25 protein-coding genes are annotated in these 26370 nt (G+C 50.5%); 6 read left to right on the top strand and 19 right to left on the bottom strand.

Features of this window, described 5'->3' with window-relative positions; translation table 11 throughout:
* Positions 1-9: 9 nt before the first annotated feature.
* The 3 genes from E1963_RS02985 to gpr all read right to left on the bottom strand — a co-directional run bounded on the left by E1963_RS02985 (position 10) and on the right by gpr (position 4334).
* Positions 10-1932 (bottom strand): DNA gyrase/topoisomerase IV subunit B, encoded by a 1923-nt coding sequence (locus tag E1963_RS02985; protein WP_132275081.1) that lies wholly within the window; start codon positions 1930-1932, stop codon positions 10-12.
* A gap of 110 nt (positions 1933-2042) precedes the next feature.
* A complete protein-coding gene (gene spoIIP, locus E1963_RS02980) occupies positions 2043-3203 on the bottom strand; it encodes a stage II sporulation protein P (protein ID WP_132275342.1) in 1161 nt (386 codons plus the stop codon).
* Between the two features lie 177 nt (positions 3204-3380).
* Positions 3381-4334 carry a GPR endopeptidase gene (gene gpr, locus E1963_RS02975; RefSeq protein WP_132275079.1) on the bottom strand — a complete coding sequence of 318 codons (954 nt, stop codon included), beginning with the start codon at positions 4332-4334 and terminating at the stop codon, positions 3381-3383.
* Between the two features lie 185 nt (positions 4335-4519).
* On the opposite strand from gpr, the gene rpsT reads away from it, so the two are divergent.
* Complete coding sequence (gene rpsT / locus E1963_RS02970) at positions 4520-4783, top strand: 30S ribosomal protein S20 (protein WP_132275076.1); 264 nt, start codon at positions 4520-4522, stop codon at positions 4781-4783.
* 35 nt (positions 4784-4818) lie between these two features.
* Here the strand turns inward: rpsT and E1963_RS02965 are convergent, their stop codons facing one another.
* From E1963_RS02965 to ilvN, 3 genes are all read right to left on the bottom strand, one after another.
* Positions 4819-5091, bottom strand: coding sequence for a hypothetical protein (locus E1963_RS02965; protein ID WP_243117538.1), 273 nt, complete (start codon positions 5089-5091; stop codon positions 4819-4821).
* Between the two features lie 132 nt (positions 5092-5223).
* A complete protein-coding gene (ilvC, locus tag E1963_RS02960; RefSeq protein ID WP_066575540.1) occupies positions 5224-6237 on the bottom strand; it encodes a ketol-acid reductoisomerase in 1014 nt (337 codons plus the stop codon).
* Positions 6238-6305: 68 nt separating this feature from the next.
* Complete coding sequence (ilvN, locus tag E1963_RS02955) at positions 6306-6803, bottom strand: acetolactate synthase small subunit (protein WP_049728187.1); 498 nt, start codon at positions 6801-6803, stop codon at positions 6306-6308.
* Between the two features lie 228 nt (positions 6804-7031).
* Between ilvN and E1963_RS02950 the strand changes: the two genes are divergently transcribed.
* The 5 genes from E1963_RS02950 to E1963_RS19395 all read left to right on the top strand — a co-directional run bounded on the left by E1963_RS02950 (position 7032) and on the right by E1963_RS19395 (position 10715).
* Entirely contained in the window at positions 7032-7697 is a 666-nt protein-coding gene (locus E1963_RS02950; protein ID WP_167482093.1) for a response regulator transcription factor, read from the top strand.
* A 91-nt stretch (positions 7698-7788) separates the two neighbouring features.
* Positions 7789-8703, top strand: coding sequence for an ABC transporter ATP-binding protein (locus tag E1963_RS02945; RefSeq protein WP_132275073.1), 915 nt, complete (start codon positions 7789-7791; stop codon positions 8701-8703).
* Positions 8696-9529: an ABC transporter permease gene (locus E1963_RS02940; RefSeq protein WP_132275071.1), complete on the top strand. Its 834-nt coding sequence runs from the start codon at positions 8696-8698 to the stop codon at positions 9527-9529. The genes E1963_RS02945 and E1963_RS02940 overlap by 8 nt, the downstream gene beginning before the upstream one ends.
* A gap of 10 nt (positions 9530-9539) precedes the next feature.
* Positions 9540-10442 carry a sensor histidine kinase gene (locus E1963_RS02935; protein ID WP_132275068.1) on the top strand — a complete coding sequence of 301 codons (903 nt, stop codon included), beginning with the start codon at positions 9540-9542 and terminating at the stop codon, positions 10440-10442.
* A 42-nt stretch (positions 10443-10484) separates the two neighbouring features.
* Complete coding sequence (locus E1963_RS19395) at positions 10485-10715, top strand: hypothetical protein (protein WP_145964153.1); 231 nt, start codon at positions 10485-10487, stop codon at positions 10713-10715.
* Positions 10716-10969: 254 nt separating this feature from the next.
* On the opposite strand, the gene E1963_RS19390 is transcribed toward E1963_RS19395, so the two are convergent.
* The 13 genes from E1963_RS19390 to E1963_RS02875 form a co-directional block, all read right to left on the bottom strand.
* Positions 10970-11239 carry a hypothetical protein gene (locus E1963_RS19390; RefSeq protein ID WP_145964152.1) on the bottom strand — a complete coding sequence of 90 codons (270 nt, stop codon included), beginning with the start codon at positions 11237-11239 and terminating at the stop codon, positions 10970-10972.
* Between the two features lie 17 nt (positions 11240-11256).
* Positions 11257-11778 carry a nitroreductase family protein gene (locus E1963_RS02930; RefSeq protein ID WP_132275065.1) on the bottom strand — a complete coding sequence of 174 codons (522 nt, stop codon included), beginning with the start codon at positions 11776-11778 and terminating at the stop codon, positions 11257-11259.
* Positions 11779-11909: 131 nt separating this feature from the next.
* The gene (locus E1963_RS02925; RefSeq protein ID WP_132275063.1) at positions 11910-12893 is read right to left on the bottom strand and encodes an electron transfer flavoprotein subunit alpha/FixB family protein; all 984 of its coding nucleotides are present in this window, start codon (positions 12891-12893) and stop codon (positions 11910-11912) included.
* Positions 12894-13688 (bottom strand): electron transfer flavoprotein subunit beta/FixA family protein, encoded by a 795-nt coding sequence (locus tag E1963_RS02920; RefSeq protein ID WP_132275060.1) that lies wholly within the window; start codon positions 13686-13688, stop codon positions 12894-12896.
* Positions 13689-13745: 57 nt separating this feature from the next.
* Positions 13746-14906: an NAD(P)/FAD-dependent oxidoreductase gene (locus E1963_RS02915; RefSeq protein ID WP_132275058.1), complete on the bottom strand. Its 1161-nt coding sequence runs from the start codon at positions 14904-14906 to the stop codon at positions 13746-13748.
* A gap of 37 nt (positions 14907-14943) precedes the next feature.
* The gene (locus tag E1963_RS02910) at positions 14944-16191 is read right to left on the bottom strand and encodes a Zn-dependent hydrolase (RefSeq protein ID WP_132275056.1); all 1248 of its coding nucleotides are present in this window, start codon (positions 16189-16191) and stop codon (positions 14944-14946) included.
* Positions 16192-16415: 224 nt separating this feature from the next.
* A complete protein-coding gene (locus tag E1963_RS02905; protein WP_132275336.1) occupies positions 16416-18104 on the bottom strand; it encodes a PucR family transcriptional regulator in 1689 nt (562 codons plus the stop codon).
* Positions 18105-18223: 119 nt separating this feature from the next.
* Complete coding sequence (locus E1963_RS02900; protein WP_243117537.1) at positions 18224-19159, bottom strand: FadR/GntR family transcriptional regulator; 936 nt, start codon at positions 19157-19159, stop codon at positions 18224-18226.
* Positions 19160-19254: 95 nt separating this feature from the next.
* Entirely contained in the window at positions 19255-20496 is a 1242-nt protein-coding gene (locus E1963_RS02895; RefSeq protein ID WP_132275052.1) for a M20 family metallo-hydrolase, read from the bottom strand.
* Positions 20497-20533: 37 nt separating this feature from the next.
* Entirely contained in the window at positions 20534-20737 is a 204-nt protein-coding gene (locus E1963_RS02890; protein ID WP_132275049.1) for a hypothetical protein, read from the bottom strand.
* Positions 20738-20756: 19 nt separating this feature from the next.
* On the bottom strand, positions 20757-22370 hold the full coding sequence (locus tag E1963_RS02885; RefSeq protein ID WP_132275047.1) for an L-lactate permease: 1614 nt from the start codon (positions 22368-22370) through the stop codon (positions 20757-20759).
* Between the two features lie 14 nt (positions 22371-22384).
* Positions 22385-23320, bottom strand: coding sequence for a carbamate kinase (gene arcC, locus E1963_RS02880; RefSeq protein ID WP_132275044.1), 936 nt, complete (start codon positions 23318-23320; stop codon positions 22385-22387).
* A 33-nt stretch (positions 23321-23353) separates the two neighbouring features.
* The gene (locus E1963_RS02875; protein ID WP_132275041.1) at positions 23354-26368 is read right to left on the bottom strand and encodes a bifunctional FdrA/YlbE family protein; all 3015 of its coding nucleotides are present in this window, start codon (positions 26366-26368) and stop codon (positions 23354-23356) included.
* Positions 26369-26370: the final 2 nt, after the last annotated feature.

Below are 26370 nucleotides of genomic sequence, written 5' to 3'. Positions count from 1 at the left end.
CTTCTCCTCTTATATATCCAGTTCTGCCTCGGTCGCATTTTCATAGATGAATGTCCTTCTCGGAGGAACTTCCGTCCCCATGAGCATCTCGGTCACGCCGGACGCCATCCTGGCATCTTCAATCTCTATACGCTTCAGCAGCCGTGTCTCCGGATTCAGGGTCGTCTCCCAGAGCTGCTGTGCATCCATCTCGCCAAGACCTTTGTAACGCTGCAGCGTAAACGGGCCTTCGTGCGACCTGCGGTAGCGCTCCAATGCCTTGTCGTCGTACAGGTATTCTTCTTCCCCCTTCTTCGGTATGGCTTTGTAGAGCGGAGGCATAGCTACATATACATGGCCTTCGTAGATAAGCTCCGGCATGAACCGGTAGAACAAGGTCAGAAGCAGCGTGGAGATATGGGCGCCGTCCACATCGGCATCCGCCATGATGATAATCTTATCATAGCGCAGGCCGCTGATATCGAAATCATTGCCGTACCCTTCCGAAAATCCGCACCCGAATGCATTGATCATCGTCTTGATCTCCGCATTGGCAAGTATCTTGTCTATGCTCGCCTTCTCCACGTTAAGGATCTTACCTCGAATCGGAAGTATGGCCTGGAACATCCGGTCTCTCGCTGTCTTTGCGGAGCCTCCGGCGGAGTCTCCCTCCACGATGAAGATCTCGCACTTCCCGGCATCCCTGCTCTCACAGTTGGCAAGCTTACCATTGCTGTCGAAGGAATATTTCTGCTTGGTTAGAAGGTTCGTCTTGGCCTTCTCTTCGGTCTTACGAATCTTGGCCGCCTTTTCCGCGCATGAGATGACTTTCTTAAGGTTGTCCAGATTCCGGTCGAAGTATCTTGTTATCTCATCGTTCGTCACTTTGCTGACTGCTTTGGCGGCATCGGGGTTGTCCAGCTTCGTCTTCGTCTGGCCTTCAAACCTCGGATCCGGATGCTTGATCGAGACGATAGCCGTCATGCCGTTACGTATATCCGCACCTGTAAAATTGGCATCCTTCTCCTTCAGGATACCGAGCTCCCTCGCATACTGGTTCATGACGGTCGTGAATGTCGTCTTAAATCCGGTCAGGTGGGTGCCGCCCTCGGCATTATATATATTGTTGCAGAAGCCGAGCACATTCTCATGGAACTCATTGACATACTGGAATGCGGCTTCCACCTCGATGCCGTCAGCCGTCCCTTTGTAATACACCGGCTCGTGGATGGCTTCATTCTTCTGGTTCAGCTCCTTGATAAAGCCAAGGATACCGTCCGGCTCATGATACACGATATGCTCGGGAGCCTCTCCCCGCAGATCATCAAAGATAATCGTAAGCGCCGGGTTCAGATAGGCGGTCTCGTGCATCCGGCTCTTAACTTCATCCGCGCGGAACCTCGTCTTTTCAAATATGGTATCATCCGGAAGGAAATTCACCTTCGTGCCGGTCTTCTTCGTCTTCCCGATGGTCGGAAGAAGGCCGTCCTTAAGCTCTATGACAGGCTTGCCGCGCTCGTAACGGTCATGGTGGATATATCCTTCCCTGCTTACCTGCACATCCATATAAGCAGAAAGCGCGTTTACGACAGAAGACCCCACGCCATGCAGCCCCCCGCTCGTCTTGTACGATGAATCGTCAAACTTGCCTCCTGCATGAAGCGTGGTATATACGATACGCTCTGCCGATACTCCTTTCGCGTGAAGCCCTATCGGGACGCCTCGACCATTGTCAGTTACGGTTGCCGAACCGTCTTTTTCCAGCGTCACATGTATCTCATCACAGCAGCCTGCCAGATGTTCATCCACCGCATTGTCTACGATCTCGTAGATCAGGTGGTTCAGCCCTTTCGTGGAGACACTTCCAATATACATGCCTGGTCTTTTCCGGACTGCCTCAAGCCCTTCCAATATAGAAATACTGTCAGCATCATATATATTTTTCTTTGTCATTCCCTCTGGTTCCTTTCATGTGTATCTTCATCAATTTCCGCCTCCAAAACGGCAGAAAATTCCATACTTTCATTATAGTAGCACAAAATATAGGGTTAATCAAACACATTTTACTTTGTCAGCACATTATCTAGTGTGTCCGCCAGGACTTCCATCGCATTTCTCATCTCTTCCACCGTGTTTGTCTGCGCCCCTGCCTCTATGAGCAGCGTCTTTGGCTTCAGGTGCATATTATAACGATATCCCCTCAGGTATATCCGTCTCGTGAACCCGGGGTATTTGTTTGCGGCGGAAACCTGCATCTGAAGTGAAAATGCAAGATTATCCTCTATGTACGGGTTCTTCAGGTAGTCTATGTTCCCGTTGGCTTTCGTTCTGCTCAGACCGTTAAAAAACATTATCTGGGCCGTCGGCTTTCCGTTTACCTCCGTCACGAGATGCGTCCCTTCCGCCACGCCGTCCCGGTGCAGGTCGATGACAACTTCTATGCTCGGATTCTCCTCCAGGATCTTCTGGACCTCCGGCTCTGCCAATTGATAAGCCTTGCTCCTGTCCAGCTCGCCGTCCACGAGGTCGTAGACACCTTCATGGTGCATCGTCTGGATGCCGTACTTGTCATTCAGAAGACTGGACAGATAGTCGCCCATGCCCATGATGGTCGTGCTCGTATCCCCATCTGTCGAGTCTGCAAATGCTTCCTGTGAATGGGTATGGTAGATGAGGACCTTTGGACCGTCGGACTTCTCGTCTATCTTCATATCCTTTGCCATCAGCTTCTCTGCATTCAGCTCATCTGCCGAGGTCATCGTACCACCGTCGATCACATAGAAATTGCCGACGAGATACTCGAAGTTCTTCAGCTTTTCTATAGATGTATCAATCTTAGTCCCCGACGTCTGTACGGCCTCTTCGTTCTGCGCTTTTTCGTCATTCTGGATTAGCTTGCCGTTTTCATCGACCGCATTCTCGTCGTTGGCCTGCTGTGCCAGTATCATCTCGTACGTCTCTTTATCTTCTACATCCGTATGTATGTTTGACTTTCCTTCTACATAGGTGCCGAGCGGCATCATATTCATGGCTGCCGTCGTCACCCAGTCTCTGAAGGAACTTCCCCTGCTCCCCTGGGTATAAGCAAATCCAGGGAGATATATCTGCTGTGATTCTTCCATGAGCATCTCGCTCAGTTCATACTTGACCTTTCCCGCCGGGTCTATATGCGTATGCATCCCGGCATAGACTGCCAGAATGCATACGGGCACTGCAATGACTATTTTATTGAACCGATGTCTTACTTTCAAAATTAAACCACGCACCTACTCTGATTTCAATTTATTGCTGTTTTAACACTATATGATGCTGTCATCGTGATTATGTGCATGTCCTCAGCAATAAACCTCCATCTGCACTGCAGCAGCTGGTGCCTGGGCCTGCGGGCACCGGTGCCGCCTTTATGCAAACAGCATGTTCAGCGCCTCTGATATGGTAAAGCTGATCCGCTTGACCGTCTCATCGATATCTTTCGGCGTCACGAACATCCCGTTCAGATGGGGGGATATGAGTTCTTTTACGAGCTCATACTTCTCCGCGGCATTGTATCCCTGCATCACGACGCCCACTCCCCGAAGCGTCTCTGAGGTCTCCAGCGCGGCGATAAGGTTCTCCATCGTATCGTTTACGATCGTGGCCGCATCTACTACGGTCGGAACGCCGATTGCTATGACCGGGACGCCCACTGTCTCTTCTGTTATCGCGTTCCTGTGGTTCCCCACTCCGGAACCCGGATTGATGCCCGTATCCGCGATCTGAATCGTACGGTTGAGACGCTTTGAACTTCTTGCGGCAAGCGCGTCAATCGCGATGATAATATCCGGTTCTGTCTCTTTGACTACGCCCCGGATTATCTCTACCGTCTCCATGCCGGTCTGGGCCATGACGCCAGGTACGATGGCGCTGATAAGATGTACCTCTTCTTCCCCCATGGCATATTTCCCGTACTCCTTCACGATATGCCTCGTGATGTTAAGATTATCGGCTACATAAGGGCCAAGTGCGTCCGGCGTGACCATACGGTTGCCGAGCCCGACCACAAGGACAGAATAATCCTTTTTGTCCTTATCGATGAACTTCTGGAGGAACTTCATGAGCTCTTCGGACACTTCCTCGTGATACCCCTCATCCGGGACGGCCAGATTCGGCGCTTCCATCGTAATATAGGTTCCGACAGGCTTTCCCATCGTCTTGGCACCCTTTTCTGTCTCGATCTTAACCGTGGTAATCCTTATCTCACGTTCTTCATCATAACTTTCTTCTAATACAACCCCTTGTACTTCAACATTATCTGACTCGAAACGCTCTTTCTGTTCCAATGCCAGGTCTGTTCTGATGCTATACTTCTCAATCATTTCCACACCCTCGCTTTAGTCGTCATTTAAGTGCTAGTTTTTACAATATTTTGAGAAATATGTATTGACATTATGTATTCCTTGGAATAAAATAAATGAGTATGTTCCGTTAGAACGTCCGTGTCCGGATCTAACGAATATGAAATCGAAAAAAAAGAATTTATAAGATATTGGAGGTGGACGAGTTGGCTAATATCAAATCTGCAAAGAAAAGAATCTTAGTAAACGAAACGAAAGCTGCTAGAAATAAGGCAATCAAATCTAAAGTTAAGACCTGTGTCAAGAAAGTTGAGACTGCTGTTGCTAATAAAGATGCGGCTGTAGCTGCAGACGCTCTTAAGACTGCAATCAGAGAGATCAACAAGGCAGGCGGCAAAGGCGTATATCACAAGAATACCTGCTCAAGAAAGATTTCCCGTTTAACAAAAGCTGTAAACACGATTGCTTAATTAGAATAGAGAATCTATAAAGAACAGCCATCCCGTCAGTGGCTGTTTTTTTGCTGCCTCTCATTGATGTGAAGTCTATTCCTTCCGGGGAAGGGACGGCGTATCATCCGCTTCGTGTTGTCCCGGAACATCATCTGACCGAGCTGGTTCTGCTCCGGCGCGACGACTGATATGTTGCTTCCGCCATTGACAGATATCGAACCCGGCTCCATCAGCACTTCGGCCAGAAACGCTCCGACCGTCTCCATGCCGTCCAGACAGACGACCGTATCGACCTGTGTCGACGATAGATACGGCTCCGCCAGCACCCGGGCCGCTTCCCTCGCATTATTGCACCGGCATTTGACTGTAGATATGTCTATGTAAGTATTCAGAAAACGGCGGGAATTTTGAAAGGGGTCAGACCCCCTGCATACGCAGGGGTCTGACCCCTTTCAAAATTAATTGTTGATTAACTTGTCTTCGTCGCTCCAGCTGTAGAGCTTTCTAATCTCTGCTCCTATCTTTTCTGACGGATGTTCGGTGGCCAGTTTTCTCATTGCTCTGAAATGTGGTGCACCGCAAGCGTTTTCTGTCAGCCAGTCTTTGGCGAATGTGCCGTCCTGGATATCGCTTAAGATCTTCTTCATCGCTTTCTTCGTGTCGTCTGTGATAATCTTCGGCCCTGTTATGTAATCGCCGTACTCTGCCGTATTGGAGATGGAGTATCTCATCCCTTCAAATCCTGACTGATAGATCAGGTCCACAATCAGCTTCATCTCATGGATACACTCAAAGTATGCGTTTCTCGCGTCATATCCTGCCTCGCACAGTGTCTCGAAGCCTGCCTGCATCAATGCGCACACGCCTCCGCACAATACGGCCTGCTCTCCGAAGAGGTCGGTCTCGGTCTCGGTCCTGAATGTCGTCTCCAGCACGCCTGCCCTTGCTCCGCCGATTCCAAGTGCATATGCAAGCGCTTTGTCAAGTGCTTTGCCGGAAGCGTCCTGCTCTACCGCAACGAGGCAAGGAACACCTTTTCCTGCCTGATATTCGCTTCTTACCGTGTGCCCAGGCCCTTTTGGAGCAATCATCGTAACGTCTACATTCTTTGGCGCTACGATCTGTCCGAAATGAATTGCAAAGCCATGTGCGAACATGAGCATGTTGCCTTCTTCCAGGTTCGGCTCGATGTCATTCTTGTACATGGCAGCCTGCTTTTCATCATTGATGAGAATCATGATGATGTCTGCTTTCTTTGCCGCTTCTGCCGCTGTAAACACCTCGAACCCCTGAGCCTCTGCTTTGGCCCATGACTTGCTTCCTTCATAAAGACCGATGATTACATTGCATCCGGATTCTTTTAAGTTAAGGGCATGCGCATGTCCCTGGCTCCCGTAACCGATGACGGCAATCGTCTTTCCTTCTAATAAGGATAAATTACAGTCTTCCTGATAATAAATTTTTGCTGACATATGTATTCCTCCTGCTTTCATTACTTTTATCGTTAAAGGGTGATTCCTTTAGCTTCCAATTGTTCATGCTACTCTATGATCGTCACGTCTTTGATGCCGCGTGACAGCCCGGTTATTCCGGTTCTCGCCAGTTCCAGTATCTCGTATCCGTCCAGCAGATTCAGGAACGCCTCCAGCTTGGACTGGGTTCCGGTCAGTTCCACCATGAGAGACTCCTTCTCCACATCCACGATCTTCGCCCGGAAAATGTCGGCCAGCGATACGATTTCTGCCCGCTGTGCGGGGTCTGCAAGTATCTTGACCATGATAAGCTCCCGGTAGACGGAATCTTCCGGCTTCAGAACCTTGATTTCAATTACATCCTCAAGCTTTCTGACCTGCTTCTCGATCTGGGATAGAATCAGCTCATCCCCGCTTGCCACTATCGTGATCCTCGTAAACCTCGGATCTGCTGTCACGCCTGCCGTGATACTGTCGATACTGTAGCCGCGTCGGCTGAACAATCCGGCAATCCGGCTTAGCACACCTGGATTATTGTCTACCAGCAATGAATATACTCTCTGCATACTGCACCTCTTTTCTTCCACCACTAAAACAGAGTGCGTTCTGTTTTTTAATGATATCAATTTATTGTGTTTTTGTCAAGTGTCTCTTTTACGGAAAATATGGTTTATGTCCCTTATCCAGTTTACTTTATTTGACCTGCTAAAACAAGTATAGTATCCTGATATAGGAAATTATTTATGCAGGCCCGCCATGCCTGCAAGGTCTCGTACCGGATGGAGGAAACCGCAATGAAACACATACTGATTGTCGACGACGATATGCATATAGGAACCATGCTCGAAGAGCTGCTGGGCAGCGAGGGCTACCGTGTAACCCTCGCTTATTCCGGAACAGAGGCGCTGCTCCTTCTGTCCGCCTGCAGGCCGGACCTGATTCTCCTTGACCTGATGCTGCCCGGCCTGAGCGGTGAGGAAGTGCTGCCCCGAATCAAAGGGATACCTGTGATTATCATGAGCGCCAAAGCAGAGGTAGAAGACAAGGTATCTCTGCTGCTTCGCGGAGCTGCCGATTATATCACAAAGCCTTTTGACACGAAGGAGCTGCTGGCGAGAATCACCGTACAGCTTCGGAACGCAGCCGCCAAGGACATGTCCCCGAACTTGGTATTTGACGATATAACCGTGGATACGGCATCGCACACGGTCGCTGTATGCGGGCGGCCGGTCAGGATGACACGGACCGAATACGCCATCTTAAAGTTATTGATGCAGAATCCATCGCACGTATGTACCAAGTCTGCCATACTGGAACGCATAAGCGAAGACACGCCGGACTGCACCGAAAGTTCCCTGAAGGTGCATATGAGCAATATAAGGAAAAAGCTTCTGGATGCGGGCAGCAGAGACTGCATCGAATCTGTGTGGGGCATTGGCTTTAAAATGAAAGAAGACTGATATCTTAACGATATCTTTACCCTTCTCTTAACCGCTTCCTTAACCATTATAAGCTAAACTGTCTGTATCAACAAAGAAGGAGGCTTAACACATGGATTATGTTCTGACTACAGATTCATTGAGCAAGCATTACAAACATTTTAAGGCGCTGGACCGTCTGACCATGCATGTGCCAAAAGGGGCCATATACGGATTCATAGGCAAAAACGGAGCCGGAAAGACGACCCTGATCCGGCTCATATGCGGACTGCAGCAATGCACATCAGGCGGATACCGGCTGTATGGCACCAAAGATACAGATAAAGAGATCTCCAGATGCAGAAGGAGGATGGGGGCCGTCGTGGAGACGCCGTCCATCTATCCTGATATGAGCGCTGAAGACAATATAAGAGAACAGTACCGTATCCTCGGCCTGCCGTCATTTGATGACATCCCAGATCTTTTAATGCTGGTCGGCCTTGAAGGTACAGGGAAAAAGAAAGCCAAGAACTTCTCCCTCGGCATGCGCCAGCGGCTCGGAATCGCAGTGGCACTGGCCGGAAGCCCAGACTTCCTCGTGCTTGACGAACCGGTCAACGGACTGGATCCACAAGGAATCATAGAGATACGCGAACTCATCCTGAAGCTGAACCGGGAACGGCAGATTACCGTCCTCATATCTAGCCATATCCTCGACGAGCTGTCCCGCCTGGCAACTCATTATGGCTTCATCGACCGGGGCTGCATGGTAAAGGAGATAAGCGCCCAGGAACTCGATGCGGCGTGCAGGAAATGTACCCGCATGGAAGTGACTGACATCAACGTACTCACACGAATGCTAGACCATATGCATCTCGAATATCAGGTGCTGTCCGATACGGGCGCAGATATCTTTTCCGCCGTCGATATCACGGCCCTCGTACTGGCGCTTGCGGAGGAACGCTGCAGCGTATCTGCCATACACCAGCACGATGAAACGCTGGAGAGCTATTATATCAGTCTGCTGGGAGGTAATAGATATGAATAGATTATTATGTGCTAACTTTGCACGTCTGAAAAAAGATAGAGTATTCTGGCTCGGTATGCTATTTATGGCCGGTTACGGAGCTTTCATCATGTTTGGCAATTACATGGATTCCATAAGATATGGTAAAAAGTTTTATATCGACGATGCCTTTTTCTCATATGCCATAATCGTTGGAATCACCTCCGCCGTATTCTGCTGCTTGTTTCTCGGTACCGAATACAGTGAGGGCACCATCCGCAATAAGCTTATGGTCGGCCATACGCGAGGGCGTATATACCTAGCCGACCTGATCGTATGTACAGCCGCGGGGCTTCTTATGACGTTGGCGTTCCTTATCACTGCCGCAGGCATAGGCATCCCTTTATTCGGCTTTTTTCATACAAAACCAGAGACCGTGCTTGCCATCCTGTCCGGAACGCTCATCATGGTGATCGCCTTCACTTCTGTCTTCACCTTCCTCAGCATGATGATCCAGAACAAGGCCGTTGCAGCCGTAACCGTAGTGATGACTGTGTTCATCCTGCTGTTTACCGCGATATACCTCTTCTCCGCCCTCAACTCCCCTGAGATGTACGAAGGCTATTCTTACACAGATGATGACGGAAATGTCGTGGAACAGGAGGCCCATCCCAACCCGGCCTACGTGTCCGGCACGAAGCGCAAAGTGTATGAAGCACTTATGGATATCCTGCCCACGGGCCAGAGCCTGCAGTATTCCTCTATGTCTGCCGTACATCTCTGGCAGCTTCCAGTATACTCTGTTATAATTACAATCGTTACAACCGGCGCCGGAATCATCGTGTTCCGCCAAAAAGATATCAAGTAAAGGAGCTCCTATGACAATCCTGTTGTGTGTCCTGGCTGTCATCCTCATTATCATAGTCATCCTGCTATCGTACAAAATACACGTACTGCATAAATCAGCCGCGGAAATAAAAGAAGCCTTTTCAGAAAAGCTTGAAACTGAGACGAATACGCTTATCGACATCTCGAGCCGTGACCCGTATATGAGAGAACTGGCCGATACTATCAATTCGCAGCTTCGTCTTCTCAGAGACGAAAGGCAGCGTTTCCAACAGGGCGACGCGAATGTGAAGGATGCCATAGCAAACATATCTCATGATATCAGGACACCGCTTACCGCCATACGAGGCTACCTGGATATGCTGGACCAGAAAGAGATGCCTGAAGAGGTCCGGCGCTGCCTTTCTATTATTGGAGACCGCACTGACGTCCTGAATCAGATGACACAAGAGCTCTTCCACTACTCGGTCACCACGTCCGGCCATATAGCGCAAAACAGCGAGCCTGTAAGTCTCAACCGTATTCTTGAAGAAAGCATATCGGCATATTACGCCGTACTGAAAGGCTGTAAAATAACACCATCCGTCGCCATACCCGAAAAAGCCGTTATACGTGGGCTTGACAAAAACGCGTTATACCGTATATTCGGCAATATAATAAGCAACGCAGTCAAGTACAGTGACGGAAATCTGCTGATCACCTTATATGAATCAGGCAATATCGAGTTTACCAACCATGCCGAAGACCTCGACGAAATTCAGGCAGGCAGACTGCTTGACCGGTATTATACGGTCAAGACAGCAAACAAATCTACAGGACTAGGCCTGTCCATAGCCAAAACGCTCACAGAACAGATGGGCGGCAGCATAAAAGTGATGTATGCAGAAGGCATGCTCCACATACAGCTCCTGTTTCCTCCTGTAATGGGAGTTTAGTAAACTAAGACGCCGAGGGGGAGGTATGGGACAGATGCTCCGATGCGTCCGGGAACTGCGACTATCACACAGATTCCTAAGCTTGTGGGATGTTCGCCGACAACGGCTCTCACCCCACAAGCCAAGGAATCTGGTGAGGATTCTCCGCCCCTCCCGCTTACACCTTCGCATCTGTCCCATACCTCCCCCTCGGCTATCTGCTTTACTGGCACGGGCGGGGGTGGATGTGTAACACGATTGGCTGATGGAAGGGCTTTCGTCGTGTCAGCATAATGATAAGGGGCTAAGCAGGTTGTTAACCTTAGTTGAAAGTAATCGTAATGAAGAAGAGCCGGAATCAGGTACGGGGATGTCATATGAGATGACATCCCCTGCCTGGTTCCGGCTCTTTTTGCAGCAACGGTGTGCGCGCCTCGCTGCAAATGCTTAACAACGAACATATTCGCCAGCCTGATTCATCTGGACTAGCAAAACTCTTATCATTCATCTGCTCTTTGTGTTATTCACATTAAGCTTGCGATATTTTATCACTCAACTGACGCAGCCAGCGGCCATCCGCTGGCCAGTAACATCACACAGCCGCCCTCGCCCTTGTTAAGTGAAGTAGATAGCGGGCGGGGAGCCGGGTGGGAGATGCGCAGGTGTAAGCGGTAGAGGCGGGAATCCGTCCCGGAATCCTTGGTTTGCGGGAGAGGAGCTGCTATCAGCGACTCTCCCGCAAAGTTAGGAGACCGTGGACTAGTCGGAGCTTCGGACGCATCGGAGCAGATGCCACCCGGCTCCCAGTCCGCAGCCACTTTACTTAAACTTCTATTTACTCAACTATCCGGACTTTCTCCATCGGCAGCTCTTCCAGATCATAAGCCGGCATTTTCACGGCAGGCATTCCAAGAGACAGTATCGCCTCCAGCTTGAAATTCTCCGGGAATCCAAGCTTCTCCCTGACGTATTCTTCTGTCGTCGTACCCTCTTCTGACTTCCTTAGCCTGCCCTGTATCCAGCAGCTCCCAACACCGAGGCTGGAGGCCATCAGATGCATATGTGCCATGGCGACGGAACAGTCTTCTACCCATACGTCCTGCATATCGGCATCCCCGACCACTACTATGGCGCACTGTGCCTCCTTCAGCATTTTTACTCCGCCTTCCCTGCACAGGGACAGGCACTCCAGCACTTCCTTATTGCGGACGACGATAAATTCCCACGGGCGCTTTGCCTTTCCTGATTCTGACAGCAGGGCGGCCTGTATGATTTTCTGCAGGTCTGCTTCCTTTACCGGCTCGTCCGTATAATTCCTGATACTGCGTCGTTTCCTCATAACTTCTAATAAATCCATCTCATCTACTTCCTTTCATTATCTATCTGACGTTGAACCAGAAAAAGATATCTATATGCAAGATATCTCTCCCTGGTCTGGTATACGTCTATATTATATCTTCTGGAGGGATCCGTCAATCAGACGTACTGTCATAGCTCCAGATAGGACTGCAGCACTTCTTTCATATCGCCGATGATACCATAATCGGATACATTGAAGATAGGTGCGTTCTCATCCTCATTAATCGCGACAAACAGCTTCGTGTCTTTGATTCCTTCCGTATGCTGGATAGCCCCCGATACGCCAAGGGAGATGCAGATACGCGGCCGTATCGTAAATCCGGTCTGCCCGATCTGGTGTTCAAACGGAATCATTCCGGTATCCGCCAGAGGCCTCGTGCCCCCGATTGCCGCTTCAAGCTTATCGGCAAACTTTTCAAGCAGTGCAAAATTCTCTTCGCTTTCTGCTCCCCGGCCTCCCACGACTACCACCTCAGCCGAGAGGATGCTGTCCGTATCACTGGAAGCAGGCCGGACGCCCACTACCTCTATGCCAGATTCCGGAAGGACGATATCGTCCAGATATTCCACTTTGGCCTTGCCATCTGCGGCTGCCTCGTAAGGCGTATACACGCCGGGCCTTACGGTCATCATCTGGGGATAGAAGCCTTCTTTCGTCACAATCGTGACAAATACATTTTCTCCGAAGGAAGGTTTATTCTGCTTGATGTAAAAGCTTCCGTCCTCCCGCTTATCTACGAGCAGCTCCGTACAGTCCGCCGTAAGGCCGCAGCCAAGGCGGGCAGCGACTCTGGAGAATACAGAGCGCCCTATCGTCGTCGCCGGGACGAGCACGCTTGACGGATTGATCTTTTTAATCATCTCTGCAATCACCTGGCTGAGAGCATCATCCTGGAACATACAGTCACGGTCTGTCTTGACCGCATATATTTCATCCACGCCGGAACCGTTAAGCTGTCTCACGAGATTCTCACAGTCGCTGGCCGCAACAACCGCCTGGATCTTCTCACCGGTCATCTCTTTAATGACATGTGCCGCGCTGACCAGTTCTGCCACGACAGGTTCTATATTTCCATTATAATTCTCTGCGAAAACACATATTCCATCAGCCATCTATTCTTTTCCTTTCTCAATCTCGATCAACTCTTTCAGTTTACGTGCCAGCTCATCCGGCGTACCGCTAAGCATCTGCGCTTTTCTCGTACTTTCCGGTTCAAAAGAGTCCGTCACGTCAGTAGGGGAACCTTCCAGTCCGATTTCATCGGCCGCCATGCCGAGTTCGGCATTCGTATACACTTCCAGCGGCTTGCTCTTTGCCGCCCGCTTCGTGCGGAGTGTCGCCAGACGCGGCTCATTGCAGCCAAAGCACACGCTCATGAGTGCAGGAAGCGCAGCTTTGATCTTGAATTCCATCCCCTGGAACTTTTTCACTGCCAGAATACTGCCGGCCGCACTCTCATCATAGGCAAACCCCTGTATCTCTGCCACATGCGGAATTCCCATATACTCTGCCACCATCGCTCCTACTTGTCCGGTAGCGCCGTCTGCCGACAGCGCTCCGCTCAATATCAGGTCAAATGTTCCATATCTGCCAATGCTTTCTGCAAGCACCTTGGCTGTCGCAATCGTATCTCCTCCGGCAAGGCATCTGTCCGTAATGAGACAGCTCTCGTCACAGCCCATCGCCATCGCATCTCTAAGTGCCTTCTCTGCATCCGGAGGCCCCATCGTGAACACCACGACCTTGCCTTCCGTCTGCTCTTTTAATACCATGGCCGCTTCAATCGCATTCAAGTCTGCAGGATTGATCATCCCCTCAGAGGTTGCACGGACAAGCGCGTGGGTTTCCGGATCTACGGAAACGTCATTGGAAACAGGTACCTGCTTTATAAGAACTGCTATATTCATAACTTCTCCTCTCTGTCATATATCCTTATCGAACCGCTGATGTCCAATCAGGCATACTTACTTCAACAGACGTTCAAATGCCCAGTCTTCCAGTAATGGCGTCTTCTCTCCCCGCATGATGAACTTGGCAAGGTCTCTGCTGGCCGCCGGTGCCTCGATGACACCGTTTCCGCCGTATCCGGTCGCAAGTATATAGCCTTCTACCGGCGTCTCTCCAAGGATTGGAAGGAAGTCCTTCGGCTCTGCCCGGTATGACAGCCAGGAAGATACGAGGCCGCTGTCCACGATGCCAGGCACCCTGCACTCGAGCTGGTCTAACAGGAAGTCGATGAAATAGTCATCTGTCCCGCCTGTAGCCGGAAGCTTGTCTGGATCCCACTGGCCTGCATGCATAGGATTGCTCAGATCCATAGAGAGATGGGACTTGCAGATAAAGATGTTGTCACCTGCCCTAAGTGCATAGAAAGCGGGATATTTCAATACAGGGAAGGTGTATCCTAATTTCTTTCCAGGAGGGCATAAGAAGAATGCTTCTGCCTTCGTATGCCAGATTGGCACATCCATGCCTACCATCTCACCTGTGAATTTGCTCCACGGTCCTGTACAGTCTACTACATAGTCGAACTCATAGTCTTCTCCGTCACTCGTCTTGAGACCTTTGATCTTCTTGTCCTCAACCTTGACTTCTGTCACTTTTACGCCGGTCTTGACTGCCCCGCCGTTCTTCTGCATTTTCTTAGCATATGTATTGGAAATCATCGTTCCGTCAAAGTAGCCGTCATCCTGCGTATATCCTGCACCAAGTATGTTCTCCGTTGAAATGTCTGGAAGAATCTCTTTGATCTTGTCCTTGTCTGTAATATATTCTCCTGTATAGCCTGCAGCTTTGGCAAGAGCGATACCTGTCTTGATGGTCGCTTCCACTTTCTCGTCTGTAGCTACTACAAGTGTTCCTGTCTTGTCAAAGCCTGCAGAACCTTTCTCTTCCTCTTCCATCTTGAGATAGGATTCAAATCCATACAGCCTTACATCCCAGTATCTGTTTTTCAACGAATCGTCAAAAAGGCATACCGTTCCAGCCGATTTCGCAGTGGAAGCTCCACCGATGGTGTCTTTTTCAAATACGACCACCTCTGCATTATCATAAAGGCTCAGATGATATCCGAGACAGGTTCCTGAAATACCTCCGCCAATAATACCGATTTTTTTCTTGTCCATAACATTACCTACCTTTCTTTTTTTATCTTTTTATTATTTAACATGGGGCATCCATGTTATCTACCTTGAGAATCGTTTCCAGAAGCACCCTGCATCCCTGCCCGATATCTTCTCCCTCTGTAAATTCATATCTCGAATGGCTGATGCCATCCACGCTTGGCACAAATATCATTCCCGTCGGAAATCTGGAGGTCATGATAAGGGAGTCGTGGAACGCGCCGCTTGGCAGCACACGATAGCCGATGCCCAGTTCCTGTACGGATGCCTCGATGCTGTCTCTGACCCACTCGGCCATAGGCGCGGGTTCATGATAAGAGAATCGTTCAAAGGAACACTCTTCCGCCATCTCTTTGCAGATATGTTCCAGCTGCGCTTTTAATTTCTTTTCGATACGCTCTATCATCTTTCCGTCCTGGTCCCTGATTTCCAGGTGAAAGGTACACGTCCCCGGAATTACATTGACAGAATTGGGAACTACTTTCATCGTGCCGACCGTCGCCACCGTATATGCATTGCCGTGCTCCTTCACAATCTGCGGCACGGCGGCTATGAATCTGGATGCCGCCACGAGCGCGTCCCTGCGGTCGGCCATCACAGTGCTTCCTGCGTGGTTGGCCTCTCCTTTTATGACGATTTCATAACGGCTCACGCCGGCGATGGACGATACGACGCCTATAGGTGTCCGGCTCTTATATAACGAGGCCCCCTGCTCAACGTGAAGCTCCAGAAAGCAGTGCATGCTGTCCTTCTTACGCTCTGCCCCGGGCACCGTTGCGACATCGAGGCCATAGGCCTTCATCACTTCTCCCCTGGTCATCCCATACATATCCTCGTCTGCTTCGCTGATAGGAAGCTCCTCGCCGCACATGGCGCCGCTTCCGAGAAGCCCGCTTCCAAAACGGAATCCTTCCTCATCTGTAAATACGACGACTTCTAGCGGATGTTTCAGCCTCCTGCCGCTCTCGATGAGCGTCTCGCACACTTCCAGGCCTGCCACGCAGCCGAGCACCCCGTCATACTTCCCGCCGTCCGGAACCGTATCCAGATGGGAACCGGTCACGATAGCCGGAAGATTTGGATGCTCTCCTTCCAGCCTGACAATCAGATTGCCGGCCTCATCCATGCGAGGCTTTAGTCCAAGCTTACGGAAATATCCCTTGAATCTCTCTCTCCCTTTTACATCTTCGGGCGAATATGCCATCCTCGTATACGTTCCGTCATCCTGCGCACCACACTGATACAGATCTTCCAGACGGGAAAGGACCCTTTCCAAGTTAATGTCCATAAAATCCCTCCATACTGCTTTCTGACTTGGTAATTATGCACAAGCGGCCCAATACCAATCATTCAATAAGTATACATAGCTGTTGCTCATTAGATATTTTTTATCTATATTGCACATTATAGATAATTTTTTAACAAAATGCATCGGAGCATAAAGATAAAAAAAGAGAGATAATTTATCTAGTCTGGATAAACTATCTCTCTCTTCGCATTTCTCTCCGGAATTTATATAAAATCCCTATTGTAGTTCTCTATCATCTTATATACCACAAGCCCGATACGGACTGCCAGCACCTCATTAGCATTGTCAAAATCTATGCCTGTGATCTTTGTGATCTTTTCAATCCTGTAGGCCGCGGTCTTATAGTGTACATACAGGTCCTGCGCGGTCTTCGACAGATTCTGGTTCCTGTCGAGATACGTCTTTAAAGTGACGATCAGATCGTCCCTCTGCGGCTTCTTGTAATTATAGAGCTTCTGAAGCCCTTCCGGCACGTATTCAAGCATCTTAGACGAATCATCCAGCTGGCATAGCAGCTTGAAGATCCCCAGATCCGAGAACAGCATCGCCTGGGAATTCCCATCTTCTGATATCTCTCCGGCCACATCGACAAACATGAAGGCCTCTTTCGCCTCCTTGAAGCTTTCCGGAAGATTTATAATCCCTTCTACCATCCGCCCGACTCCCGCTTTTACTTTCAGATGCTTGTCATAGGATGATACGTCCGCCTGCACCCGTTCTGCCTCTTCTTTTATCTCCCGGCGGTATTCTTCCTGCGTCTGCTCCCTGTCCACCTTCTGTATCACGACGATCTTGTCCAGATCATTATGTATCCGTGCCTCTGATATATGGGCAGATATTGCAGTGCTCAGCACGTTCGTATCCTTGACCTTAGCCTTGAAATCGCCTTTCGCCCTGCCTTCATTCGTCATCCCGAACACGATGACCCGGTAGCAGCCATCTATCTCTACTCCGAGCAGGCTCGTATTCTTTTGGAGTTCTCCGATTGAATGCACCTTGCCGTTCAGGATATTGTGCATGATATCATTCTGGAACTTCTTTTCCAGCTCTGTCACCGCATGCTGCCTGGAGAATTCAAATCGGAGCGCCGTAATCGCGCTCTCAGCCGCAATACAGTCCATCGTGTTGAACGCCTGGTTAAGTTCGGTGACAACGAGATATATCTTCTCCCGGAAGCTCATCTTAACCTGGATGATACACTGGGGCACTTCACCTTCTTGCTTCAGGTAATTGTAATTAGAATATGTACCAGGCGCAAAGGGCGCTGCATCTTTCCTGATCTTAAGTTCCGTGCCTGCCCCCTCCGTACAGGCGAGGCAGGACATATTCTGGTTGAAAACCGCAACCGGATTACGAATCAGCTTGGCAAGCACATCCAGGATATTGTCGATCCCTTTCCCTTTTGAATCCGGCGCCAGAGCAAGTGCCACGAAATTATCATATGTAGTCTTAAAATACTTCAGCCTAGTCACTTCCTCATTGAACAGGCGCTCCATGATAAGGCTCATGATATCCCTGAATGAAAATTCAAAAGGCACTTCCAGGATTGGTATGGCATGAGTCTCCGAAAACTCAAGCAGAAGGCCAATCTTCGTATCCGCGTTCTCCACTTTCCGGCCCCGCTTCAAGACGAGCGCGCTGACGCTCTTTCTCGTGAGCTCGTTGAGATACCCTTTGAACTCATCAACCGTACATGACCGGAACGCATACAGCCCTGTCAGAAGCACTTCGCCGCCATCTATGAACTTGACGATATCAGGAGCTTCGATAATCGTCACCCCTTTGATCTCCCTGTCAAGCCCCCTCTCTCCGCTTATTACTTTAACATCCTTTAACCCTTCTGCCTGCAGCAGCTCTTCTACACTAAATCCCATCTTCAACCTCACCGCCATCATTGATATCAGCCTCAGCCGGACATTTACAACATCTTAAGCTGAGAATATCTTCAGTATAACACAAAAAGACACAGCCGCATAACGTAATTTGTCATACCTGTGTCTTTTTCGTCGCATTATCTGTAATTATATCTCGTGACAGACTGTTCCAGATGCTCTTCCATCGCCCGGGCGGCCCCGTCCCTGTCATGGGCCAGAATGGACCGCTGCACTTCCTCATGTTCCTCGCAGATAGCTTTCATCTGTCCATGCCCTGCCATCCCCGTACCGCTTATGTGCTTCATAAGATTGCTGATGGTCTGTATCATGCTGTAGATGACCTGGCTTCCGGAACATTGTGCAATACACGTGTGAAATTCTATGTCATGCTCCAGCAGATCCTTTTCGTTCTGTTCTACGTAAGCCCTGCGTACAAGCTCTGAAATCTCTTCCAGCTTATGGATATCTGCCTCTTCTATGAAGCCGGCTGCCAGTTCTGCCGCTTTCACTTCCAATACGTTCCTGACCATAAGGATGTCTTCCACCTGGCTGCCGTTCAGAAAGAGGGACCATGACAGAGGAATGATGAAGAAATCAGCTTCCGCGCTGCTGATATAAGTACCCTGTCCGGGACGGATGTCAATCATCCCGAGAACGTCCAGCACCTTAAGGGCTTCCCGGATAACCGAACGGCCGACGTTCATCTTCCTTGCAAGTTCCCGGTCGGATTCTATCTGGTCCCCTTTTTTGAGCTCCTTATCCATCAGCTTCTCGGCAAAATACATGGTGAGCCTGAACAGCAGTTCATCTATCTTTCCCTTTTTGGCATTGTTTCCGCACAAATCTTCCGCCGCTTTCGTCGCAGGCAGAAGCATGTCTATCTTCCGTGCAAATTCCTCCGGCTTCATGGAGAACATCATAGAGTCTATCTGTAGGGCAGCCGCGGCCGACAGAACCACTTCGTCAAGCCGTCTCCCTCCCCTGGACTCTACATTAGAATAAGTAGCCGCGCTCATAGACGGCGTTCCTTCCGAATCAGGAAGGAACCGGCAGATGAACTCTTTCTGGGTCATTCCAAGATATCTCCTCAATTGGCGGAGATTTTCCTTTTTATATATCGGGTTCAACATCTGGCTGTTCATACGATTCTGCGCCCCAGTCCGTTCCTTTATTTGACAAGCAGCTCTTCCGCCAGCTTCTGCATGATAACCGTTCCCTTGGCAAAGTCGCTGTACTTCGTAAACTCGACCGGACAATGGCTTCTGCCGTCTTTGCTCGGAAGGAACAGCATGACTGTCGGCAGGTTCTGCCCGATTTCCAGAGCATCATGCCCCGCTCCGCTGAGCATCCTCTTATAGCTGTAGCCAAGCTCTTTGCACTCTTCTTCCATGATATCCAGCATCTCGGCTGATAGTTCGACCGGCGTGATCGTCAGCTTGTTTTCAATCTCATAGCTGCCGCCGTACTCGGCTGTTTCCCGCTCGAGCGCTTTCTTGATTCTGGCCGCGATGTCGTTGATGTTATCGTTATTCCTGGAACGGATGTCTACCGTGAATTCAACTTTCTCCGCGACGATGTTCATCCCTCCCGGAACCGTATTGATGTAACCGACCGTGGCAACCGTACCGTCTGCTTTTTCTCTCGCCCAGTCCGCAATCTTCGAGATTACTTTGGTCGCCGCGTCCACCGCGTCCATCCTCATATCCATAGGCGTGGTCCCTGCATGGTCGGCACGTCCGTTAACTGTCACCATATATCTCTGTATTCCGACGATACAGTCTACAAGCCCAAGTTCAATGCCTTCCGTGTCGAGAACCGGCCCCTGTTCGATATGTACTTCCAGAAAGGAGCCGATCTTACCGTCTTCCCATGCCGCGTCGCTTATATGTTCCGGCACTAGGCCATACTCTTTCATCGCATCGTAGATAGAGATTCCGTCTTTGTCACAGAACTTCTTCGTATACTCTACATCGCGGTGTCCGAGCATCGCTCCGGAACCAAAGTATCCGGTTCCGAATCTCATGCCCTCTTCATCGTTAAATCCGGCAGCTACAAAGCTCCTCTTTGGCTTCAGACCTTTTTCCCTGAGCAGGCGGGCCACTTCTATCGCGCAGATGACGCCTGCGATTCCATCGTAGTCTCCGCCGTTCGTTACAGAATCATAATGGGATCCCATCATCACGCAGGGAGCATCCAGATCTTCTCCCTTCAATACCCCGAACACATTGCCTGCCGCGTCCTCTGATACTTCCAGGTCAATCTCGTGCATCAGCTCTTTCAGATAATCTACTGCTTTTCTTGCTTCCTTCGTGAACGGCAGTCTCGTGCAGCCATTCCCAGGTGTCGCCGTATACTGTTTCAAATGCTCCAAATCTCTTGCGATTCTGCCTGTAATCTCCTCAATAACCATATATATACCCTTTCTCGCCCTAGCCGGCGAATCTCATCTATCTTTTCCTTATGCGGTCAAACACGTATACCTTCAGCGGCGAGTACAGCATTGCCGCGGCGATGAGTACAAATCCTGCCGCGCACATCCCGTCTCCCTGCATCTTAAGGCCTGTCAGGATAAGGACAAACGCTATCAGTATGACTACGAATGCAATCGTAAGCCCGCCTTCTTTTGTCTTAAAAAAACTTTTCTTTTCCATAGTGCCACATCTCCCGGTTCTACAATATCACTGACACAAATACGATGATTCCGATTATTAGCGTGGTCGTCAGCGTAATTGGTATAATCTTTTTCAGTACCTGCCCTTCGCTTCCGAGAATGCCTGCCGTGGTCGTCCCGAGTATGATCTTGCTCGGGCTTATCGCACTCCCGATAGCTCCCCCGGCGGTCTGCGCTCCGAGGAATGCCGCCTTATCCAGATGAAGCAGGTTCGCCGTCGTCACCTGGAAATCGCCGAACAGGATGTTAGAGGACATATTGCTTCCTGTCATAAATGATCCGATCATACCTACTACCGGCGCCAGTATGACATAAGCTTTGCCGAGGATTCTGGCGATACCATCCGCCAGGACCATGGTCTGCCCGGTCCCGCCCATTATCTTCGACATGATGACGAGGCCGATTACAGCTATGCCGGAAGGCATCGTCATGGCAACCGATCTGGCAAATACTCTCTTCGTGCCGCCCGCCTTGATCCAGCCATGCCTTTTAAAGTACAGGATGCCTGCAATAGAGGCAAGGAACAGGAACATGCTGGCATGGGTGAACGGCGCCAGGGGCGAGAAGCATGCTTCAGCCTTGTTCACAAATCCATATCCCGTCGAAGTCTCAGGGAAGGAGAATCCAAGGGACAGCTGTCCCAGGTACTTGTTCACCGGTGTCACGACGAGTACGATCATCGTAAGGGCCGTCAGCAGGATATATGGCACGAACGCCTGCAGCAGGGACATGTCTGCCGGGGCTTCGTCGGCGGTCTCATCCGCAGATGAATGACGGTTCATGATCGGGCTGTCGGAAAGGCTCCATTCCTCTCTGTACATCTTCATTCTTCCAATCAGGAACAGAACGACCAGCGCGATACAAGATGGGACGAAACAGGATATCGTCGTATTCACCTGTGTCAGCAGCAATTCTCCTCCGCCCTGGATAACGGCCAGTATAAGCACTGCCGGAAGCCCTTTCTTCACCGCCCTGCCCTTGCCGTAGAACCAGCATATCACGAGCCCGGTAACGACATTCCACAGCAAGATGAAGAAGCCTGCCCAGAATGCCGCCGCCAGATAATCAGGGCTTCCCGGCTGAAGGCCGGTAGACATCACGAGCGCATCCCATGCAGCGGCCAGCGTTCCGAACGTATTGCCCCACGCCTGGCCAAGCAGCGGGATGATGACCGCGTACAGAGGGGCCACCCCTATGCCAATCAGCAGCGGCGCGCCTACCGCTACCGGCACGCCGAATCCGGTGATACCCTGGAGGAAGCTCTCCAAGATCCAGCCAAGTGCCAGTACGATAAGGAGCTCATTTGGGAGCAGTTTTCTCATCCCGTTCCTGATGACAAGGAAAGCCTTCGCCTCATCGGCAACCTGGTAAAGCAGTATCGCCGTCCAAACAATCAGAAGGATGATCAACGCGCTCCATATGCCCTTGGCACTTTCACTTGCCAGAAGCCTGATATCCGCTTTGTAAAACAAGATTCCCGTGACAATCGTTATCACGAGCCCCACCGGGGCAGCTTCCGTAGCTCCCCACTGGAACTTGATCATCAGCAGTAATAAAACTATGATTGGCAGACATGCCATTATCCACATAAACAGATTTGTTGGTACGTTCATATTCTATCTCCTAATTACTTGTGTATTACGGTACCCGTCTTGCCGGCAATTCCATCGGCTGCCTTATCAAGCAGAGTGATGAGCGTATGGCGCCCTTCTGCGGACTCCGCAAAACGGATGGCAGCTTCGATCTTCGGAAGCATGGAGCCCTTGGCGAACTGGTCCTGTGCTATGTATTCCCTCGCTTCGTCTACCGTCAGGTCGCTGAGCCATCTCTGGTTCTCTTTGCCGAAATTGACTGCCACCTTTTCGACGGCAGTGAGTATGATCAGATAGTCCGCGTCAAGTTCTGCCGCGAGAAGGCTGCTCACATTATCTTTGTCAATCACGGCACTGACGCCGGAGAGCTTCCCGCCGTCGTTCACGACCGGTATCCCGCCTCCGCCACATGTAATGACGATATGTCCGGCATCCACGAGCGTCTTTATCGTCTGAAGCTCCCGGATCCTTTTCGGCATCGGGGAGGCCACCACGATGCGGTAGCCTCTTCCTGCATCTTCCATGCACGGAATCCCGTTCTCCTCATTTTTCTCCGCCTCTTCTTTCGTCAGGAACCGGCCGATCGGCTTTGTCGGGCTCCTGAACGCCTCGTCTTCCTTATCCACTTCTACCTGAGACAGGATAGTTGACACTTTCACATCCATTTCACGGCTGTAAAGCTCATATTTGATTGCATTCTGCAAGTCTATCCCGATATATCCCTGGCTCATAGCCACGCAGGTCGGCAGCGGCGTCTCCTTGTAGTCTTCTGACGTGCACGCCAGCTGGTCCATGGCATTCTGTATCATCCCTACCTGAGGGCCATTGCCATGGGTAATGATGATTTCCATATCCTGCTGCACGAGATCCACGATAACCTTCGCGGTCTTTGCAACCGCTTCTTTCTGCTCTTCGTAATTCTTGCCAAGAGCATTTCCTCCTAATGCAATAACAACTCTTTTCTTTTTCATATGGCTGTCCTCCCAGCTTGAAAGCTCTGTTACCTATTCTTCTGAATCGAATCCAAGCTTCCTGGCATACGCTGTGATTGCCTTTTCAAAGCATTCGACCGGCGGGTGTACCGTACCTGCCCCTATCTGTCCATATCCGGCAATTTTATGCGCGATGCCTGTATTGATAACCGGCGTGATACCTTTTTCTACTACGAGCCGTGCGTCTATTCCAAGGCATGTACCCTGGAAATTCCAGTTCGGAATGATGAAGTTCGGGTTCCTGTCTATCGTAATCTCGGTCATCTCGGTACTTGTACGCAGGGCATCTTCATATCCGCCCGCACCTACGAACCGTGTTACCGCAGGAGCCGCAATCATAGCCATGCCGCCTACGCCAAGCGTCTCCGTAATCGCGCTGTCTCCCATGTCCGGACACGCGTCTTCTCCGTCATAACCTGTAAAATAGAGACCCTGAGGCGTATTGACCGGTGCCGTGAACCATTCGTCTCCCATACCGCTTATACGGATACCAAATTCGACGCCGTTTCTGCACATAGCCGTTACGACCGTACCTTCTGTGACGAGCCTGGCCCCGTCCATGACGGCCTTTCCTGTGGCCATCATGATATTGAGGAAGAACTGGTCTGTATCTGCCAGGAACTTGATGACATCATAGCGGTCCTTTTCCTCCATATCCATCTTCGTTATGATAGGGCTTACCTCTTTTAAGAAGGCCAGCGATGCCGCGATATTCCGCTGGTGGAACTCATCTCCCATGGCAATCGCTTTTGCCACGAGCGGGTTGACATTAAGGCCACCGTCGATGGAGCGGATTGCCCTGCCAAGTGTCGGACCGAGCACTTCCTTCATCCACAGCAGACGGTCTACGACTTCCTGTGAATAAGCGCCGAACCGGAGCACCTTGCCGATACCTTCATTCATCGTACAGTACGCCTCGTTGCCGTCCGTCCTATTCTCCACCACGAAGACTGGCATGTTCGCGGAAGTGATTCCGCCCATCGGTCCCACTGCCTTGACGTGGTGGCACGGAATGAACGTAACTTCTCCAGCCTCCAGGAGCTTTCTCGCCTCTTCTTCTGTTGCAGCCCATCCCTCGAACAAGGAGGCTCCCACGCAGGAACCCTGAACCGGATCCGGCATATCTTTATACTGGATGGGAGGGCCTGCGTGAAGGAGCACCTTCCCTTCATTCAGCTCTTTGATTACAGACTTTGCAGGCACGACATCCTTGATGACCGGCTGGCTCGCTACGATCTTGGCAATCACGGAGCGGTTTGCCTCATCTATATCAAAGCCTTCATAGCCGCGCAGGAAGGAAAGTGTCTTGATGAGCTTCACATCCCCGCCTGCCGGTGGCATCCAGTCATACTGTACGACATCACAGCCAAAGGATTCCACGACTTGCGCGAAGCTCTTCAGGCCAATATTGATAATCTTCGGCTTTTCAGAAAGAAGCTGTATCAGCTTCTCTGATGCTTCTGTTCTCTCAATCTCTGCCACTTTCTTCGGACGTATCTCTTTTGACGGTTCTTCAAAGTCCATGCCGATAGCCCGGATAGCCGTGCGGACTGCCAGCTTGTTGTTCTCACATACGATGACGCCTGCGTCTTTTAACTTGCCGACTGCTTCGTCATAATTCTGGAAATCCCTTCTCGTGCCGCATACTGTGGCAACAAAGAACAATTTCCTTCCTTCTGCCTCTGCCTTGTCCCTCAGTTCTATGATAGAGGGGAGCAGCGCTCCTGCCATGTCTTCGTGGGAGCCGTATCCAAGCATGATATCCAGAAGGATGACTCCTGTAGATGCATCGTCGATTGCTTCCTGCATGCACTCGATACGCTTGGCCGGATCGATCATCGGATGAGGCTTGCCCTGGGTATATACATCATCTCCGAGGTCCACCACGATGTGTCCGCCGGTCTTGAGCATAAATCCTTCTGCCTTCTGTGGCGGCACTTTCATATCTAGCGCGTCTTTGATGAGCATTGCAGCCTCACCTGCAAGTGTCCCTCCGGAATAATATGCCTTGATCGTCTTCTTCTCTTCCGGCTGGAAGAAATCAGCAGAATCGACTTTCACTTCCGCCTCTTTCACCTCTTCACCTCTTACGAGTCCGACCGCCAGGCGTGCCGCTTCATCAAGCGTATACGCGTGGTAGAAGTTCTCCTCATGGTATTCCGGCTTTTCACCGAGGAACAGCGTGATTACCGGCTTCTTAAAGTTGCTTAAGCGGTCAGAAATCCTATCCCTTACGTCCTTAGCCGGCGGCTTGGATATGATGATGAGTACTTTGACGCTCGTGTCGCTCTCCATCGCCTCGATCATATCCATCATCGTAGTACCGCCCACTTCCGAAGACAAGTCGCGTCCGCCGGTTCCGATGGCGTTCTTTACGCCCTCCCCGAGACGGTCGATAATCGTTGTCAGCTCCTGGATGCCTGTTCCCGAAGCTCCGATAATGCCGATAGGGCCCGGCGTTACATTGTTCGTAAATGCAACCGGCACACCCTGGATGATTCCAGTGCCACAGTCCGGCCCCATGACTGCCAGCCCTTTGCCATGTGCTTTCTTTTTCAGCTTGATCTCGTCTTCCAGCGTCACATTATCACTGAACATGAACACATTCATGCCCTCGTCCAGCGCACGGTCCGCTTCCAGCGCCGCATACGCTCCCGGTATCGAGACGACTGCAAGGTTTGCCTCCGGCAGCTTCTCAAGCGCCTTATCCCAGGACTTTACCGCCTCGGCTCCCTTTTTGTCACCTTCTTTGGTAGACTGCTTCTTGAAAAACGCTTCCGTCTCCTGCATGATCGTATCGAGAAGGCTCTCATCATCCACATCCGCAACGACAACCATGTCATTTGCCGACGCGCTCTCCAGTTCTTCCGTGCTCAGTCCGCTCTGTCTGTATATATCTTTATTGGCGGGTGTGGCCATCATGATCGAAACTTTCTTCACACCTTTGATTGTTGAAATCTGGTTCGTCAAAAGCATGAGAACAACGGAATCATGATAGCTTCCCTTCTTCACAATTGTCTTTAACATAC

The organism is Extibacter muris, assembly GCF_004345005.1.
Classification (GTDB): Bacteria; Bacillota; Clostridia; order Lachnospirales; family Lachnospiraceae; genus Extibacter; species Extibacter muris.
This window is presented reverse-complemented; position numbering and strand designations above follow the sequence as displayed.